Raw genomic sequence first — 14,988 nt, 5'->3', positions numbered from 1 at the left:
CATGCCTTTGATCGAATTTTTGGCCAGCCATGTGCTGGCCTTTGTTTTATGTGCGCTGGTGCTGGGGCTGTTGATTGGCAGCTTTCTCAACGTGGTGATTCATCGCCTGCCGAAGATGATGCACCGGGATTGGCAGAGTCAGGCCAGAGAACTGCTGGGCCTGCCGGCTGAAGACAGCGGGCCTGTTTTCAATCTGGTGCTGCCGCATTCTCGTTGTCCGCATTGCAATCATCAGATCAGGGCCTGGGAAAATATTCCCATCGTCAGTTATCTGGCGCTGCGCGGTAAGTGTTCGGAGTGCAAGGCGCCGATCAGTATGCGCTACCCATTGATCGAGCTGGCCTGCGGTTTGTTGTCGGCTTATGTGGCTTGGCATTTCGGTTTTGGATGGACGGCCGGGGCGGCTCTGGTACTGACCTGGGGCCTGTTGGCAATGAGCATGATCGATGTCGATCACCAGTTGCTGCCTGACGCCCTGGTGCTCCCGCTGCTCTGGTTGGGTCTGATCGTCAACAGCTTCGGGCTTTTCGCCAGTCTGGAGGATGCGCTCTGGGGGGCGGTGGCCGGTTATCTGAGCCTCTGGTCGGTGTACTGGCTGTTCAAGCTGATCACTGGCAAGGAAGGCATGGGCTATGGCGACTTCAAGTTGCTGGCCATGCTCGGCGCCTGGGGTGGCTGGCAGATACTGCCGTTGACCATCCTGCTGTCGTCTCTGGTCGGGGCCGTGCTGGGTGTGATCATGCTGCGCTTGCGCAACGCGGAAACCAGCACGCCGATTCCCTTCGGTCCTTATCTGGCCATCGCTGGCTGGATTGCTTTGCTCTGGGGTGATCAAATAACCGGTACCTATTTGCAGTTCGCCGGTTTCAAATGAGCAAACCCTGGATTCTGGGCCTGACGGGCGGTATTGGCAGTGGCAAGACCGCCGTCGCCCAGCATTTCATCGATCTTGGCGTCCATCTCGTGGATGCCGACCACGCCGCACGCTGGGTCGTCGAACCCGGGCGCCCGGCTCTGGATCGTATCGCCGAGCATTTCGGACAGGAAGTACTCCTGCCTGATGGACAACTGGATCGCGCCGCGCTGCGAGGGAGAATTTTCCAGAATCCCGAGGAGCGGCGCTGGCTGGAAGGCCTCCTGCACCCGTTGATAGGCCAGGAAATTCTGGCCCACCTCGGTCGTGCCGAGTCCCCCTACGCGATTCTGGTGTCTCCGCTGCTGGTCGAGTCAGGGCAGCATCGCCTGGCTCAGCGCGTCCTGGTAGTGGACGCTCCGGAGCATCTGCAACTCGCCCGGACCATCCAGCGCGATCATGTGACCGAAGAACAGGTACATGCCATCCTTCAAGTGCAGGCCAAGCGTGAGGAGCGTTTGCGCCATGCGGACGACGTGATCGTCAACGACCGCGATTTGAGCTGGTTGAAGGCCGAAGTCGAGCGACTGCACCACTTCTACCTGACCTTGCGCGGAGGCCAGCCATGAGCCAACCCATGACCGTTGAATGCCCTACCTGCGGCGCGCCCGTGGAATGGGGTCCACAAAGCCCGAACCGACCGTTCTGCTCGGAACGTTGCAAGCTGATCGACCTGGGTGCCTGGGCCGCGGAAGAACATGCGATACCCGGCGACCAGTTGGAAGACGATCTGTTCTCCGGCGACCTATCGCCTCGGGAGCACTGAGCGACCTCAGGGCACCTCTAAAAACTACCTGCGTTGTCATCACTGCGTTAAAAACAAGCTCGGATGCGAGCCCAGTCAAAATGCTCATTTACAGCCCGTAAACTGCGCTTTTTCGTTTGTTTTTGCCTTGTGCTGACCGCCTCGCCTACGTTTTTAGAGGTACCCCTCAGGGGCGCATGAAGGCATAGTCCCGCCCATCGTCGAGATTGTCGGCCAGGAACTGAAGCTCTTGCGCCAGATCATCGATAGACCGGACAGACTTGCTCCGCTCGACGATGGCACTCAGCAAAGCACGCAGTGCCATCGCTTCATCGAATCCGTTTCCCTCTGCCGCCTGCAGTTCGGTGGTCAACGCCTGACGAGCCCAATCGTGTACGCCCATACCCTGCTCCTGTTGTCGATGTCTTGATCATCGTCGCCAGAAGCACGACCCGCGATTTGATCCACATCAACCCAACCCAGCCGATCCGCCGGCTGAATTTCTCATCATCAACGGGGTGGCTCGTCGCCCTTCCAGGGAGCTTGCAGATAGCGACTACGGTTGAACGTTTCGAGCCAGTCCGGGTAGAAGACCACCAGAGCCGATATGGCGGTGCCGTTGATGAAAGCCTCGGGGAACATCACCAACCATAGGTAGCCAGCGAACTCCTCGATCCAGGGCGGCATGGGAAAGAGCCCGTCGATCCACAGCACACCCAGTCCGGCCAGTACGCAGAACAGTGCGGACAGGGCGGCCGGAAAGAAACCGGAACAGAAGATATAGACGAACAGATTGCGTGGCTGTGCGCGCTCGACCAAGGTCGAGCAGACCTCCGTCACCATTACCGGGATCAACACCAACAGCACTCCGTTCATCCCCAGCGCTGCGACGTCCTGACGGCCGATAGCGATCAGGCCGAGCTGTGCAGCCAAGCCGCTGAGTATCGCCAGCGGCCAGTCGAGCAGCAGCGTCACCGCGGTCATGCCAATGAAATGCAAGGAAAGCCCGGAATCGAAATCACGCCGCACCAACCACAGGAAGAACAGGGCCAGCACCGTACCGAACAGCAAGTGTTGCCGACGCATGTCGCTGAACAGCTCCAGCCAGGGCGCTCGCCAAGCTGCCCAGAGCAGGATCGGCAAATACAGCGCCCAGCCCAGCCACTGGCTTTCGGGGGAGAGCAGTTCCGCGCCAATCATGAACGCACCCCATGGGTGGAAAACACCTGGATATCCTGCCTCTGCTCCCAGCCGCCCTGGGCAGCCCAGAAGGCCAACGCCTCGGGCGCATCGCTCAATACGAAGACGTGGGACTTGTGCACACCAAGCTCAGCGAGACGAGCCAGCACCTCCTCCAAGAGAGCCCTAGCGATACCGCGGCGACGATATGCCGGATCGACGACCAGGTGCTGCAGGTAGCCCCTCCGGCCATCGTGCCCCGCCATTACGGACCCGGCCAGTTGCCCTTCATGCTCGGCGATCAGGCTCAATCCCGGATTTCGGGCCAGATAAGCGCAAAAAGGCTCGAAAGCATCTTCGGGTCGTATACGAATACCGGGGGTGCGCTCCCATAACGCCAGCAAGGCGGAATGATCCTCAGGCAAGACCGAACGAATCTGCATGGCAGTCTTCCATCGAGAAGAAAGCGTCAGTGTAACCCTCCTGGGCAGCAGCGACTGACACCAAGCGAAGGGGTACCTCTCCCCAGCCAAGCGGGCTAAGCTGCTTGCCATGGATGACTCAGACTATCTGCGCCTGCTCACCCATCAGGCCGAACAAGCCAACGCGTTTCTCTCCAACGCCCGCAAATGGGAACGTGAGCGCTGGGTTTGCCAGCGCCTGTTGCAAGCGTTGAATGTCTCACACCGCATCGAGGAATTCGGCAGTGCAGGCCAGGAACCGCCGGATGTGCTGTTCCGTGACGCCAATTTCGAAGTGTTCTTCGTGCTGGATGAAGGGCGGCGGCTGAACGAGGAATGGCGTGCAGAACTGGAGCGACGCCGCAGCGCGTTCTCCCTCAGCCAACTGGTGCGCCGCGAGAGCCGTCCACGGCGCATTCCCGCCACCGAACTCCAAGCCCGGCTGGCACCGACCCTGCGCAAGAAGGCGCATAACTATGTGGAGCGCGATCTGGATCTCGGCGATCTGGACCTGCTCGCCTTCGTCAATCTCAAACGCGCGGTGCCCGACTTCAACAGCCACTTTCCGCCGCCGACCGAATACCTCCGCCAAGGCTGGCGATCGCTGTCCATGGTCGGCCCCACCTTTGCCCGCGTCCTGTTCGCCCATCCGGGCGCTCCGGACTTTCTGCGCAACAACCTCGGGCGCACCATCCTGTTCGATATCGGTATCGCGCTGTGATCCGTGTATTGCACGGCGGCATTATCGGACTGAATGACGACCTCGGCGTTGAGCCGCAACGAAAGGCACGGATAGAATGACGTCACACTTCATCGAGGCCTTCCATGCCCAGCCGCCTGAGTCCTGACGACCAACAACGCGTCGACCAGTACCTGAGTGCTCCCCAGCATCAAGTCGAGCGCAAGCCATTCCGCCCCTGGCTGCTTCTGCTCCTTGTGCTCGCCGTCGTCATCGGCCTCGGTCTCCTTAGCCGCCTTCTGAGCCAACTGGTGCTATGAGCTGCTTCGCGCTCGCCCTTTCGGCCGCCCCGGATTTTCCAAGCCTTGTGAGACTGTCCCATGTCCCATCGTATCGTGATCGTCGGCGGCGGCGCCGGCGGGCTGGAGCTCGCCACCCGTCTGGGTAGAAGCCTCGGCAAACGCGGCCAAGCGAACATCACCCTGGTCGACTGCAACCTGACCCATATCTGGAAACCGCTGCTGCATGAAGTGGCGGCAGGGTCGCTGAACTCATCCTGGGACGAGCTGAACTATGTCGCCCAGGCCAAATGGAACCACTTCGAGTTCCAACTGGGCCGCATGTGCGGCCTGGATCGCACCCGCAAATGCATCCAGTTGGCCGCCACCCACGACGAGCACGGTTTCGAATTGGTTCCGGAACGCGAGATCGGCTATGACACGCTGGTCATCGCAGTGGGCAGTACCACCAATGACTTCGGCACGTCAGGTGCGGCCGAGCATTGCATCTTCCTCGATACCCGCGAGCAGGCCGAACGCTTCCACAGCCAGTTCCTCAGCCACTATCTACGCGCCCATGCCCGTGAGGGCAACGATGCCACGCAGATCGACATCGCCATCATCGGCGCCGGTGCCACTGGCGTGGAACTGGCGGCGGAACTGCACCACGCAGCCCATCAACTGGCCGCTTACGGCCTCGATGGCATTACGCCGGAGAACCTGCGGATCACCCTGATCGAGGCCGGCCCACGTGTGCTTCCGGCCCTGCCGGAGCGAATCGGCAAACCAGTGCATGAAACGCTGGAAAAGCTCGGCGTGCGGGTAATCACCGGCGCGGCCGTCAGTGAAGTCACTCGCGATGGCCTGAAGACCAACCAGGGCCAGACGCTGGCCGCGAACCTGATGGTCTGGGCAGCCGGTATCCGCGCGCCAGCCTTTCTCCGCGAGCTGGGTGGCCTGGAAAGCAACCGCATCAACCAATTGCTGGTCCGGCCGACCCTGCAGACGACCCTCGATGACGACATTTTCGCCTTCGGCGATTGCGCTGCCTGCCCACAACCCGGCAGCGAGGGCCGCAACGTTCCTCCCCGGGCCCAGGCAGCCCACCAGCAAGCCTCTCTGTTGGCCAAGTCGATCAAGCTGCGGATCGCCGGCCAGGCGCTACCGGAATACCGCTACCGTGACTATGGCTCGCTGATTTCGCTGTCGAGCTTCTCGGCGGTGGGTAATTTGATGGGTAACCTAATGGGCAGCGTGAAGCTGGAGGGATGGCTGGCCCGGATGTTCTACATCTCCCTCTACCGTCTGCACCAAATGGCGCTGTACGGCACTACGCGCACGCTGCTCCTGATGCTCAGCGACCGGATCGGCCGCAGCACGGAACCGCGCTTGAAGCTGCACTGAAAAGGGCTGATGTCGGCGATCCGCGCTCCGGCTCACCGACATATTCAGAGCATCATTTATTCACGTCCACGGCGATCAGATCGGGCTCGTTGCGCGTGATCTTCAAGGACGTTCCTTCGAGCGACTTGGCTATCGCCTCTCGAATGGTCAGAACCCCTTTCACGGCAGGCACCTGAACGCTCTCCGTCTCGGAGAGATCGGTCTCGATGAAGCAACCTGTCGCATGGGCCAAATCTTGGGCACGTTCATCGAAGCGCTGCGAAGGTGCCTCATAGTCCCGCAAGGCATCACACTTGCCAGACACCACCGCCGTTTTCTCCGCCGCATTGGAAACCGGAGTGGCGGAGGGAGCGCTGTCGTTGCAGGCGGCAATAGTCAATAAGCTGAAAGCGATCGCTATCCAACGCATCATCATGACCTGGAGGCTTAACTGGGCGTGGCAGTCTAGCAACCCGATCCGCCGGCTGGATGTGAGATAGCCCCAAATAAACGCGCCACACACGGTGGATAGAAATCGAAGTCGTGGCACCCTCTCAGCGAATGCCAGAAATGAAAAAGCCCACCTGATGAGGTGGGCTTCTTTGAAATGGTGGGTCGTGTAGGATTCGAACCTACGACCAATTGGTTAAAAGCCAACTGCTCTACCGACTGAGCTAACGACCCTGAGATGGTCGGGGTAGAGAGATTCGAACTCCCGACATCCTGCTCCCAAAGCAGGCGCGCTACCGGACTGCGCTATACCCCGCTTGGAAGTTGGCTCCGCGACCTGGACTCGAACCAGGGACCCAGTGATTAACAGTCACTTGCTCTACCGACTGAGCTATCGCGGAACGACGAGCCTTCCAATCTCCTTACTGGTCCGGCGTTACCGGATTCCCGTATCAGAGGCGCGCCATTTTACGGTTCCGCGCGCGCCTGTCAACCCTGAATTTTCTTCTTCATACAATGCTTTGCAGTTCTCAGCACGACTGTTATATCTGTGCGAAGTTTGCGCTCGGCCAGGACATGCCGAGCGCGAGGCTCAGCCAGGACCATCCATGAGCTCCCAAGGCACCCCACCCGAAACACCCAGAACCGTCAGCATCCTGGCCAACCGTGTCATCCAGCCACGCTTCAGCGAGCTGGTACAGGGTTGCCGCAAGTTGGCGATGAATCACTTGGCCGAACACCTCGATCTGGTGTTCAGTCACGCCGAAGACACGCTGTTCGATTGCGCCGAGAAAGCCGAAAACAACCAGGTCCAGACCCTGTTCTTCGACAGCATGCGCGACATTCGCCAACAATGGCCACATATCGAGCGCCTCTACCACCAGAGCATCGCCCGGCGCTTCGACGAGTTCATCGAAGGACGCACCGCCTCGGAAATACCGGTCGATCTGGACGCCGAACAGCTTGCTCTGGTGCAGAACGACGAGTACGAAGAAAGCCTGCAGGTCAGTAACATGGTCAGCCGGGTCAAGGCGCGGTGTGCACAGTCGCTTTTCGCCCTCGACCAGCGCCTGGCGGTCCTGAACGAGGGACGCAAGCTCGGCGAAGACAGCAATCCCTTCGGCCCCCTGGCGATCGCATCGTCGCTGCGCGAAGCGATGGCTCCCTGCGCCATGCACGTGAAGATCAAGACCATCCTTTATGTGCTCTTCGATCGTCTGTTGATGCAGAACCTCGACGGACTCTACGAAGCCCTGAACGCACGGCTGATCGAGGCCGGCATACTGCCGAACCTGAAATACACTGCACAGCGCTCGCCCGCTCCGGTGGATAAGCCGACGAAAACGCCGGACGCCCCCTCCCCCGCGACGATATCCAACGCAAGTGCGCCGCCTCAGGATTTGAGCGCCCCGCCCCCCAGTAATCCGGGTGCGCTATTCGGCGGTCTCACCGCCCTGCTGGACGATTACAGGCTGCACAAGACCGAAGCGCCGCTTCTGGGTGGCACGCCGAGTATCGATAGCTTCGCGCCGCCTTCAGCCAAGCGGACCTACAGCGCCAGTGAACTGCTGGAAGCACTGAATCGCTTGCAGGGCCAGTCGGCCGAGGAGCTTGCCCAACGGCTGCGGGAACCGCAGAAAGTCGATCGTTTGAAAGCAGAGCTTCACCAACAATTGGAAAGCCGGAGCGATGCGAGCGGCCAAGGGAGAATGGCCTCGGAACAGGCCGACGTGATCGACCTGGTGGGCATGCTGTTCGATTTCATCCTCGACGACGACGAATTGGGCGATAGCTACAAGATTGCCCTGTCGCACCTGCATACCCCCTACCTGAAACTGGCTCTTCAAGATCGGAGCCTGTTCACCGAACACAGCCACCCCGCACGCCGCCTGCTCAACAGTCTGGCCCAGGCAGCGGTCATCTATGGTGGCGATGGCGAAGACGGCGAATTGCTGAACAAGGTGCACTGGGTGGTGGAGCGCGTGATCCAGCACTTCGAGGGCGACCTGGGGCTGTTCGAAAGCCTGCTCGACGAGTTCACGCTATTCGTCGCCACCCTCAGGCACAGGGTGGAGCTTCGTGAGCGGCGCGCCATCGAGGCGGCGAAAGGCCGGGACAAGCTGCTCGATGCTCGCCGACAGGCGACCGACGTCATCGCCCGCAGCCTCGCCGATCAGATGCCGCCTGCCGCGATCCGCAGTTTTCTCGAACAGAGCTGGACCGATGTACTGGTTTTCATCCAGCTACGCCACGGCGAACAGAGCAGCGAATGGCGACGCGCAAGCGAAGTAGCCGAACACCTGATCCGTAATGGCAGCCACGAAAACCAGGAAACCGTGCAAGGAATACGGGAAGAATTACGCAAAGGGTTGCAGCTGCTTGGCCATCACGAAGCCGACATCAGCCGCCTGCTCAAAGGCTTGAGCATCGACCAGCAACCCAGCAAGACTGAGCAGCACAGCCCAGTCACTCCGGCCGCCCCCATTCAAGCGTCGTCGAAAGCCGCGCCGGATGTGGGCACAGGTGTCGCCGCCGCGGTCGATGCCGGAACCGAAGGGATCGCGTTGACCGGGAGCAGCCGGCAGTTGGCCGACGAACTCCAGCGCGTCGAATTCGGCACCTGGTTCGAATTTGGCGGAGAGCAGAAACGCATCCTGAAGTTGTCGTGGTTCAGCTCGACCACACAAAACTACATGTTCGTCGATCACAGCGGCCAACGTGCCGCAGTGAAGTCCCTCGCGCAACTGGCCGGCGACATGGAGTCGGGCCTGGTGCGCATTCTGCCGACCGAGCCGCCCAAACCCCTGATGGACCGAGCCCTGAATGTCATTTACCGCCTGCTGCAGCGCCTGACTGGCCGCAGAAGTGATTCCCGCTAGGAGCCCGCCGCCAATGGAAAAAGAGCGTCGCCAGCAAGAGCGCCAAACAGCCGAACCGCCCCTGGATGCCTTCGAGTTGCATTCCGGGCGCAATCTGGGCCGCGTCGTCGATCTCTCCACCGAAGGCTTCATGCTGTTCAGCGAAGAGCTCCTGAATGCCGACTCGCTCTGGGAGTTCCGCCTGGTTCCAGCCCAGACGATCGAAGGCATCGAAGAAATCCGCCTCGGTGCCGATTGCCTCTGGCAGCGCCCCGGCGCCGATGGCCAGCACTGCTGGGCCGGCTTCCACATCATCGATTTGGCCGAAGAGCAGGCCCAAGCGCTCAAACGCCTGCTGAAAGGCCACGGTTAGCCACAAACAAAAAGGCGATGGGTCTCCCCATCGCCTTCACGTTTCGCCTAAAGCCGTCAGGCAAAGACGATCTCGTCGCCCTCCACCTTTGCAGCGATGCTCGCACCCGGCTCGAATTTGCCCGCTAGGATCAACTGCGCCAACGGGTTTTCGATCCAGCGCTGAATCGCACGCTTCAACGGCCGTGCCCCGTATACCGGGTCGTAACCGACCGCGATCAGCTTGTCCAATGCCTCGTCGGACAGGTCCAGACTCAGCTCCCGCTCGGCCAACCGCTTACGCAGGCGTTGCAACTGGATGCCGGCGATACCGGCGATCTGCTCGCGCGCCAGCGGTTCGAACACCACCACCTCGTCGATACGGTTGACGAACTCCGGACGGAAGTGACTGCTGACCGCATCCATGACCGCCGCCCGCTGCGCCTCGGGATCGCCGACCAGCTCCTGAATCTGCGCCGAGCCGAGGTTGGAGGTCATCACCACCACGGTATTGCGGAAGTCCACCGTGCGGCCGTGGCTATCGGTCAGACGGCCGTCCTCGAGCACCTGCAAGAGAATGTTGAACACATCCGGGTGCGCCTTTTCCACTTCATCCAGCAACACCACCGAATAGGGCTTGCGGCGCACCGCTTCGGTCAGGTAACCGCCCTCTTCGTAGCCGATATATCCCGGAGGTGCACCGATCAACCGCGCCACGGAGTGCTTCTCCATGAACTCGGACATATCGATGCGCACCAGCGCCTCTTCCGTATCGAAGAGAAACTCGGCCAGCGCCTTGCACAACTCGGTCTTACCCACCCCGGTCGGGCCGAGGAAGAGGAAGGACCCGCTCGGCCGGTTCGGGTCTGCCAGACCGGCACGGGAGCGCCGCACGGCGTTGGCCACGGCAACCACCGCTTCGTGCTGCCCGATCACGCGCTGGTGCAGCATGTCTTCCATTTTCAGCAGCTTTTCGCGCTCGCCTTCGAGCATCTTGGCAACCGGAATACCGGTCCACTTGGAAACCACCTCGGCGATTTCTTCGTCGGTTACCTTGTTGCGCAGCAACTGGTTCTCCGCCTTGCCGTGCTGGTCGACCATCTGCAGACTGCGCTCCAGATCGGGAATCACACCGTATTGCAACTCGGCCATGCGGTTCAGATCGCCCTTGCGCCGTGCGGCCTCCAGCTCGGTCTTGGCCTGCTCGATCTTCTGCTGGATCTGCGCCGAGCCCTGTACCTCGGCTTTCTCTGACTTCCAGATTTCCTCGAGGTCGGCGTATTCCTTCTCCAGCTTGGCGATGTCTTCCTCCAGCTTGGCCAGGCGCTTGCGGGTCGCTTCGTCCTCCTCCTTCTTCAGCGCCTCGCGTTCGATCTTCAGCTGGATCAGCCGACGTTCCAGGCGATCGAGTTCTTCCGGCTTGGAGTCGATCTCCATGCGGATACGGCTGGCTGCCTCGTCGATCAGGTCGATAGCCTTGTCCGGCAACTGGCGATCGGTGATGTAGCGATGGCTGAGCTTGGCCGCGGCAATGATCGCACCGTCCGTGATGGTCACCCCGTGGTGCACTTCGTAGCGCTCCTTGAGGCCGCGCAGGATAGCAATGGTGTCCTCCTCGCTCGGCTCGTCCACCAGCACCTTCTGGAAGCGCCGCTCGAGCGCCGCGTCCTTCTCGATGTACTGGCGATACTCATCCAGGGTGGTGGCGCCTACGCAATGCAACTCGCCCCGCGCCAGCGCCGGCTTGAGCATGTTGCCAGCGTCCATGGCGCCCTCGGCCTTGCCCGCGCCCACCATGGTATGCAGTTCGTCGATGAACAGGATGACGCGCCCTTCCTGCTTGGCCAGCTCATTGAGCACGGCCTTCAGACGCTCCTCGAATTCGCCGCGGAATTTGGCACCGGCGATCAGGGCCCCCATGTCCAGGGACAGCAGACGCTTGTCTTTCAGGCCATCCGGCACTTCGCCGTTGACGATGCGCTGGGCCAACCCTTCGACGATGGCCGTCTTACCGACGCCGGGCTCGCCGATCAGCACCGGATTGTTCTTGGTGCGGCGTTGCAGGACCTGGACGGTCCGGCGGATTTCGTCGTCACGACCGATCACCGGATCGAGCTTGCCTTCCTCGGCGCGCTTGGTCAGGTCGACGGTGTATTTATCCAGCGCCTGGCGGGACTCCTCGGCGTTGGGGTCGTTCACCGCCTGGCCACCCCGCAGGTTGGCGATGGCGTTTTCCAGCGCTTTCTTCGATACCCCCTGCCCCAGCAACAGCTTGCCCAGGCGGGTGTTCTCGTCCATCGCCGCAAGCAGCACCAATTCACTGGAAATGAACTGATCACCCTTCTGCTGGGCCAGCCGGTCGGCCTGGTTGAGCAGGCGCGCCAAGTCCTGGGACAGGTTGATGTCGCCGGTGGGGTTCTGGATTTTCGGGAGCCGGTCGAGTTCCTGGGTCAGAGCCTGACGAAGGCCATTGATGTCGAAACCCACCTGCATCAGCAGAGGCTTGATCGAACCACCCTGCTGATCGAGCAGGGCCTGCATGAGGTGCAACGGCTCGATCGCCGGATGGTCGAGACCGACGGCCAGGGACTGGGCGTCGGAGAGTGCAAGCTGCAGCTTGCTGGTCAATCGGTCGATTCGCATGAAGTCATCCTTCCGGTTGGGAGCAGGCCGGCGCGATGAGCACACCTGGTGACGAAAAACCTGCCGAGATGAACGCTAGATAAGGACGATTCTGGTCGATTCAAGGCTCAGGTCTTTGACCCGGATCAGCCTTGGGCGTTGCAGGAAGGAGGTCTGGCCGGCCCGAAGGGCTATTCCAGCCAGATGAGGGACGCAAACCGCCCGGTGCGGGCGCTGCGCCGATACGAGAAGAAACGCGGGTCGCTAAACGTGCACCAGTCGCCGCCGTATACGGCTGTCACCCCACGGGCAGCCAGACGAATCCGGGCGAGTTGGTAGATATCCGCCATGTAGCGGCCCTGATTCTCACTGGGACGGAACGCCGAGTCGGCTTGCGCATGGCTACGGACGAACGCCTCGCGGACTTCCGGCCCAACTTCGAACGCTGCGGGGCCGATGGCCGGACCGAGCCAGACCAATACCTCGTCGGCCGGTACGGCCAGCGCATCCAGCGTGGCTTCCAGCACACCGCCAGCCAATCCGCGCCACCCGGCATGGGCAGCCGCCACACGATCGCCAGAGCGATGGCAGAACAGCGCCGGCAGGCAATCGGCGGTGAGGATCGCGCAGGCAATGCCTGGCGTATCGGTCCAACTGGCATCGGCCTCGTCCACGCGATGGGGATCGGCCTTGGTGACTTGGATGCCATGAACCTGACGCAACCAGGCGGGCTGGCATTCCAGGTTGCGTATCAGCCGGGCCCGATTGTCGGCAACCGCCGCCGGCACGTCGTCCACTTGATCGCCAAGGTTGAAAGTGTCGAACGGCGGCTGGCTGACTCCACCTTCCCGCGTGGTGACGCAAGCCCTGACGCCAGCCGGGGCCGGCCAATCCGGGATCAGCCAGTCGGCGCCCATCAGACGAAAGAGTCCTGATCCTGCCGCAGCAGCGTCAGCAGCCAGACGAAGTCATCCGGCAACGGCGACTCCCAACGCATGCGTTGGCCAGTCACCGGATGGTCCAGCTCGAGAAAGCGCGCATGCAGGGCCTGACGGGGGAAGTCCTTCAGCGCCTGAACCAGCGTCTGGCTGGCCGCCGGCGGGATGCGGAAACGGCCACCGTAGACGGGGTCGCCCACCAATGGAAAGCCGATGTGACTCATGTGCACGCGGATCTGGTGAGTCCGGCCGGTCTCCAGCTTGATCCGGGTGTGAGTGTGCGAGCGGAAGCGCTCCAGCACACGGTAATGACTCACAGCCGGCTTGCCGCCTTCGACAACGGCCATGCGCTGGCGTTGTTGGCCATGCCGGCCGATAGGAGCGTCGATCTTGCCACCGGCCGTGATCACGCCGATGACGATGGCCTCGTAGATCCGGCTGACGCTGCGCTTTTGCAACTGCTCGACCAGGCGGGTCTGCGCCTGCAGTGTCTTGGCCACCACCATGAGACCGGTGGTGTCCTTATCGAGGCGATGGACGATGCCGGCACGCGGCACGTTGATCAGGTCCGGGACATGATGCAGCAGGGCATTGAGCAGCGTGCCATCGGCATGCCCCGCCGCCGGGTGAACGACCAGCCCGGCCGGCTTGTCGAGCACCAGCAACTGGTCGTCCTCGTAGACGATGTTCAGCTCGATATCCTGCGCCACCCATTCGCCCTGGGCTTCCTGCTCGGCATTCAGTTCGAGCAGCGAACCGCCATGGACGATATCGCGGGGACGCAGCACCTCGCCATCCACCGTTAGCCGGCCGTCCTTGATCCAGGCAGCCAGCCGCGACCGGGAATGTTCGGCGAAAAGTTGAGCCGCGATCTGATCGAGACGTTGCCCGCCCAGTTCGGACGGCACCTCGGCACGGAGTTGGATGGCCTGATCGGTATTTGAGGACATGCTCGGAAACGGCGGGGGAGCGGCCTTTGGTTCGGCTACTCGCTTGTGGTTAAATACGGCTTCTTTTGTCCCGGTAGTTCCGGGGCGCCCATCATAACAGGACGGCTCTGCACACGACAGCCAGCCGTCACAGGGACGCAAGCCGCCATGCAAGTGAAACACCTGCTGCTGATCGCCATCCTCGCCCTTACCGCCGCCTGTTCATCCAACGAAGTGGTCGACGAGAACCTGAGCGAGACGGAGCTGTACCAGCAGGCGCAGGCCGACCTGGACAGCAAGAGCTACACCAGCGCGATCAGCAAGCTCAAGGCGCTCGAATCTCGCTATCCGTTCGGCCGTTATGCCGAGCAGGCCCAGCTCGAACTGATCTACGCCTATTACAAGAACGTCGAGCCGGAGGCCGCCAAGGCTGCGGCCGAGCGCTTCATCCGCCTGCACCCGCAGCATCCCAGCGTCGACTACGCCTACTACCTGAAAGGCCTCGCGTCTTTCGACCAGGACCGAGGCCTGCTGGCCCGCTTCCTGCCGCTGGACATGACCAAGCGCGACCCGGGTGCGGCCCGCGACTCGTTCAACGAATTCGCCCAACTCACCAGCCGCTATCCGAACAGCCGTTACGCCCCCGATGCGAAAGCGCGGATGATCTACCTGCGCAACCTGCTGGCCGCCTACGAAATTCACGTTGCCCACTATTACCTGAAGCGCCAGGCCTATGTGGCTGCTGCCAATCGTGGGCGTTATGTCGTGGAAAACTTCCAGGAGACCCCATCGGTCGGTGACGGCCTGGCGGTCATGGTGGAAGCCTATCAACGCCTGGGTCTGAACGACCTGGCCGCGACCAGCCTGGAAACCCTGAAGCTGAACTACCCGGACCACCCCAACCTCGAGGACGGCCAGTTCGTTCCCCGCGAGGAAGAAGCCGACAATCGCTCCTGGCTGGCCAAGGCCACGCTAGGCCTGATCGAGAGCGACACCCCGCTGCCGCCCGGCCAGACGCGCGCCAGCCAGGACGTTATCCGTCAGTACGAAGATGCCGAAGAACAGATTCCGGACGAACTGAAGCCGGAGAATCAGGACGAAGCGCGCGAGGATGCACGCGAAGCCGAAGGCAACGACGACGACCGCTCCTGGTGGAGCTACATGACCTTCGGCCTGTTCGATTGACCGAACCGGATCGGAAC

Annotated in this window: 16 protein-coding genes and 3 tRNA genes; 9 read left to right on the top strand and 10 right to left on the bottom strand. The window is 61.6% G+C overall.

Annotated elements, in window-relative coordinates:
* The first annotated feature begins 1 nt into the window (after position 1).
* Genes PIN01S_RS23910 through yacG form a run of 3 tightly spaced genes read left to right on the top strand, consistent with a single transcriptional unit; the run spans position 2 to position 1,679 of the window.
* Complete coding sequence (locus PIN01S_RS23910; RefSeq protein ID WP_084339421.1) at positions 2 to 874, top strand: prepilin peptidase; 873 nt, start codon at positions 2 to 4, stop codon at positions 872 to 874.
* Positions 871 to 1,482, top strand: coding sequence for a dephospho-CoA kinase (gene coaE / locus PIN01S_RS23905; RefSeq protein ID WP_084339420.1), 612 nt, complete (start codon positions 871 to 873; stop codon positions 1,480 to 1,482). Before PIN01S_RS23910 ends, coaE begins: the two co-directional genes overlap by 4 nt.
* Positions 1,479 to 1,679 (top strand): DNA gyrase inhibitor YacG, encoded by a 201-nt coding sequence (gene yacG / locus PIN01S_RS23900; RefSeq protein ID WP_084339419.1) that lies wholly within the window; start codon positions 1,479 to 1,481, stop codon positions 1,677 to 1,679. The genes coaE and yacG overlap by 4 nt, the downstream gene beginning before the upstream one ends.
* Before the next feature lie 166 nt (positions 1,680 to 1,845).
* On the opposite strand, the gene PIN01S_RS23895 is transcribed toward yacG, so the two are convergent.
* The 3 genes from PIN01S_RS23895 to PIN01S_RS23885 all read right to left on the bottom strand — a co-directional run bounded on the left by PIN01S_RS23895 (position 1,846) and on the right by PIN01S_RS23885 (position 3,280).
* Positions 1,846 to 2,061: a hypothetical protein gene (locus PIN01S_RS23895; protein WP_084339418.1), complete on the bottom strand. Its 216-nt coding sequence runs from the start codon at positions 2,059 to 2,061 to the stop codon at positions 1,846 to 1,848.
* Between the two features lie 107 nt (positions 2,062 to 2,168).
* Complete coding sequence (locus tag PIN01S_RS23890; RefSeq protein WP_084339417.1) at positions 2,169 to 2,858, bottom strand: energy-coupling factor ABC transporter permease; 690 nt, start codon at positions 2,856 to 2,858, stop codon at positions 2,169 to 2,171.
* A complete protein-coding gene (locus PIN01S_RS23885; protein WP_084339416.1) occupies positions 2,855 to 3,280 on the bottom strand; it encodes a GNAT family N-acetyltransferase in 426 nt (141 codons plus the stop codon). Before PIN01S_RS23885 ends, PIN01S_RS23890 begins: the two co-directional genes overlap by 4 nt.
* Positions 3,281 to 3,389: 109 nt before the next feature.
* On the opposite strand from PIN01S_RS23885, the gene PIN01S_RS23880 reads away from it, so the two are divergent.
* The 3 genes from PIN01S_RS23880 to PIN01S_RS23870 all read left to right on the top strand — a co-directional run bounded on the left by PIN01S_RS23880 (position 3,390) and on the right by PIN01S_RS23870 (position 5,659).
* Entirely contained in the window at positions 3,390 to 4,019 is a 630-nt protein-coding gene (locus tag PIN01S_RS23880; RefSeq protein ID WP_084339415.1) for a DUF1780 domain-containing protein, read from the top strand.
* Between the two features lie 104 nt (positions 4,020 to 4,123).
* Positions 4,124 to 4,297 (top strand): DUF3094 family protein, encoded by a 174-nt coding sequence (locus PIN01S_RS23875; RefSeq protein WP_084339414.1) that lies wholly within the window; start codon positions 4,124 to 4,126, stop codon positions 4,295 to 4,297.
* A gap of 60 nt (positions 4,298 to 4,357) precedes the next feature.
* Positions 4,358 to 5,659 (top strand): NAD(P)/FAD-dependent oxidoreductase, encoded by a 1,302-nt coding sequence (locus PIN01S_RS23870; RefSeq protein WP_084339413.1) that lies wholly within the window; start codon positions 4,358 to 4,360, stop codon positions 5,657 to 5,659.
* Positions 5,660 to 5,711: 52 nt separating this feature from the next.
* On the opposite strand, the gene PIN01S_RS23865 is transcribed toward PIN01S_RS23870, so the two are convergent.
* The 4 genes from PIN01S_RS23865 to PIN01S_RS23850 form a co-directional block, all read right to left on the bottom strand.
* Positions 5,712 to 6,074 carry a hypothetical protein gene (locus PIN01S_RS23865; protein WP_139198626.1) on the bottom strand — a complete coding sequence of 121 codons (363 nt, stop codon included), beginning with the start codon at positions 6,072 to 6,074 and terminating at the stop codon, positions 5,712 to 5,714.
* Between the two features lie 172 nt (positions 6,075 to 6,246).
* Positions 6,247 to 6,322, bottom strand: a tRNA-Lys gene (locus PIN01S_RS23860).
* Between the two features lie 5 nt (positions 6,323 to 6,327).
* A tRNA-Pro gene (locus PIN01S_RS23855) sits at positions 6,328 to 6,404 on the bottom strand.
* Between the two features lie 9 nt (positions 6,405 to 6,413).
* A tRNA-Asn gene (locus tag PIN01S_RS23850) sits at positions 6,414 to 6,489 on the bottom strand.
* On the opposite strand from PIN01S_RS23850, the gene PIN01S_RS23845 reads away from it, so the two are divergent.
* Both PIN01S_RS23845 and PIN01S_RS23840 read left to right on the top strand, forming a co-directional pair.
* Positions 6,463 to 8,967, top strand: a complete 2,505-nt coding sequence (locus PIN01S_RS23845) for a DUF1631 domain-containing protein (RefSeq protein ID WP_139198625.1) — start codon at positions 6,463 to 6,465, stop codon at positions 8,965 to 8,967. The genes PIN01S_RS23850 and PIN01S_RS23845 overlap by 27 nt on opposite strands.
* Before the next feature lie 13 nt (positions 8,968 to 8,980).
* A complete protein-coding gene (locus tag PIN01S_RS23840) occupies positions 8,981 to 9,319 on the top strand; it encodes a PilZ domain-containing protein (RefSeq protein ID WP_084339410.1) in 339 nt (112 codons plus the stop codon).
* Between the two features lie 56 nt (positions 9,320 to 9,375).
* Here PIN01S_RS23840 and clpB read toward each other — a convergent pair whose 3' ends face one another.
* The 3 genes from clpB to rluD form a co-directional block, all read right to left on the bottom strand.
* Positions 9,376 to 11,940 (bottom strand): ATP-dependent chaperone ClpB, encoded by a 2,565-nt coding sequence (gene clpB, locus PIN01S_RS23835; RefSeq protein ID WP_084339409.1) that lies wholly within the window; start codon positions 11,938 to 11,940, stop codon positions 9,376 to 9,378.
* Positions 11,941 to 12,110: 170 nt separating this feature from the next.
* Complete coding sequence (pgeF, locus tag PIN01S_RS23830; protein ID WP_084339408.1) at positions 12,111 to 12,836, bottom strand: peptidoglycan editing factor PgeF; 726 nt, start codon at positions 12,834 to 12,836, stop codon at positions 12,111 to 12,113.
* The gene (gene rluD / locus PIN01S_RS23825) at positions 12,836 to 13,807 is read right to left on the bottom strand and encodes a 23S rRNA pseudouridine(1911/1915/1917) synthase RluD (protein WP_084339407.1); all 972 of its coding nucleotides are present in this window, start codon (positions 13,805 to 13,807) and stop codon (positions 12,836 to 12,838) included. The genes pgeF and rluD overlap by 1 nt, the downstream gene beginning before the upstream one ends.
* Before the next feature lie 147 nt (positions 13,808 to 13,954).
* On the opposite strand from rluD, the gene PIN01S_RS23820 reads away from it, so the two are divergent.
* A complete protein-coding gene (locus tag PIN01S_RS23820) occupies positions 13,955 to 14,971 on the top strand; it encodes an outer membrane protein assembly factor BamD (protein WP_084339406.1) in 1,017 nt (338 codons plus the stop codon).
* Positions 14,972 to 14,988: the final 17 nt, after the last annotated feature.

The sequence above is a fragment of the Pseudomonas indica NBRC 103045 genome (assembly GCF_002091635.1).
GTDB lineage: Bacteria > Pseudomonadota > Gammaproteobacteria > Pseudomonadales > Pseudomonadaceae > Pseudomonas_M > Pseudomonas_M indica.
The sequence above is the reverse complement of the archived record's forward strand: the minus strand, read 5'-3'. Positions and strand labels throughout refer to the sequence as shown.

Coding starts and splice junctions, on each gene's coding strand:
- PIN01S_RS23910 (WP_084339421.1), top strand. CDS start 2: ATGCCTTTGATCGAATTTTTGGCCAGCCATGTGCTGGCCTTTGTTTTA.
- PIN01S_RS23880 (WP_084339415.1), top strand. CDS start 3,390: ATGGATGACTCAGACTATCTGCGCCTGCTCACCCATCAGGCCGAACAA.
- PIN01S_RS23875 (WP_084339414.1), top strand. CDS start 4,124: ATGCCCAGCCGCCTGAGTCCTGACGACCAACAACGCGTCGACCAGTAC.
- PIN01S_RS23885 (WP_084339416.1), bottom strand. CDS start 3,280: ATGCAGATTCGTTCGGTCTTGCCTGAGGATCATTCCGCCTTGCTGGCG.
- PIN01S_RS23890 (WP_084339417.1), bottom strand. CDS start 2,858: ATGATTGGCGCGGAACTGCTCTCCCCCGAAAGCCAGTGGCTGGGCTGG.
- yacG (WP_084339419.1), top strand. CDS start 1,479: ATGAGCCAACCCATGACCGTTGAATGCCCTACCTGCGGCGCGCCCGTG.
- PIN01S_RS23840 (WP_084339410.1), top strand. CDS start 8,981: ATGGAAAAAGAGCGTCGCCAGCAAGAGCGCCAAACAGCCGAACCGCCC.
- PIN01S_RS23865 (WP_139198626.1), bottom strand. CDS start 6,074: ATGATGATGCGTTGGATAGCGATCGCTTTCAGCTTATTGACTATTGCC.
- PIN01S_RS23895 (WP_084339418.1), bottom strand. CDS start 2,061: ATGGGCGTACACGATTGGGCTCGTCAGGCGTTGACCACCGAACTGCAG.
- PIN01S_RS23870 (WP_084339413.1), top strand. CDS start 4,358: ATGTCCCATCGTATCGTGATCGTCGGCGGCGGCGCCGGCGGGCTGGAG.
- PIN01S_RS23820 (WP_084339406.1), top strand. CDS start 13,955: ATGCAAGTGAAACACCTGCTGCTGATCGCCATCCTCGCCCTTACCGCC.
- coaE (WP_084339420.1), top strand. CDS start 871: ATGAGCAAACCCTGGATTCTGGGCCTGACGGGCGGTATTGGCAGTGGC.
- clpB (WP_084339409.1), bottom strand. CDS start 11,940: ATGCGAATCGACCGATTGACCAGCAAGCTGCAGCTTGCACTCTCCGAC.
- rluD (WP_084339407.1), bottom strand. CDS start 13,807: ATGTCCTCAAATACCGATCAGGCCATCCAACTCCGTGCCGAGGTGCCG.
- pgeF (WP_084339408.1), bottom strand. CDS start 12,836: ATGGGCGCCGACTGGCTGATCCCGGATTGGCCGGCCCCGGCTGGCGTC.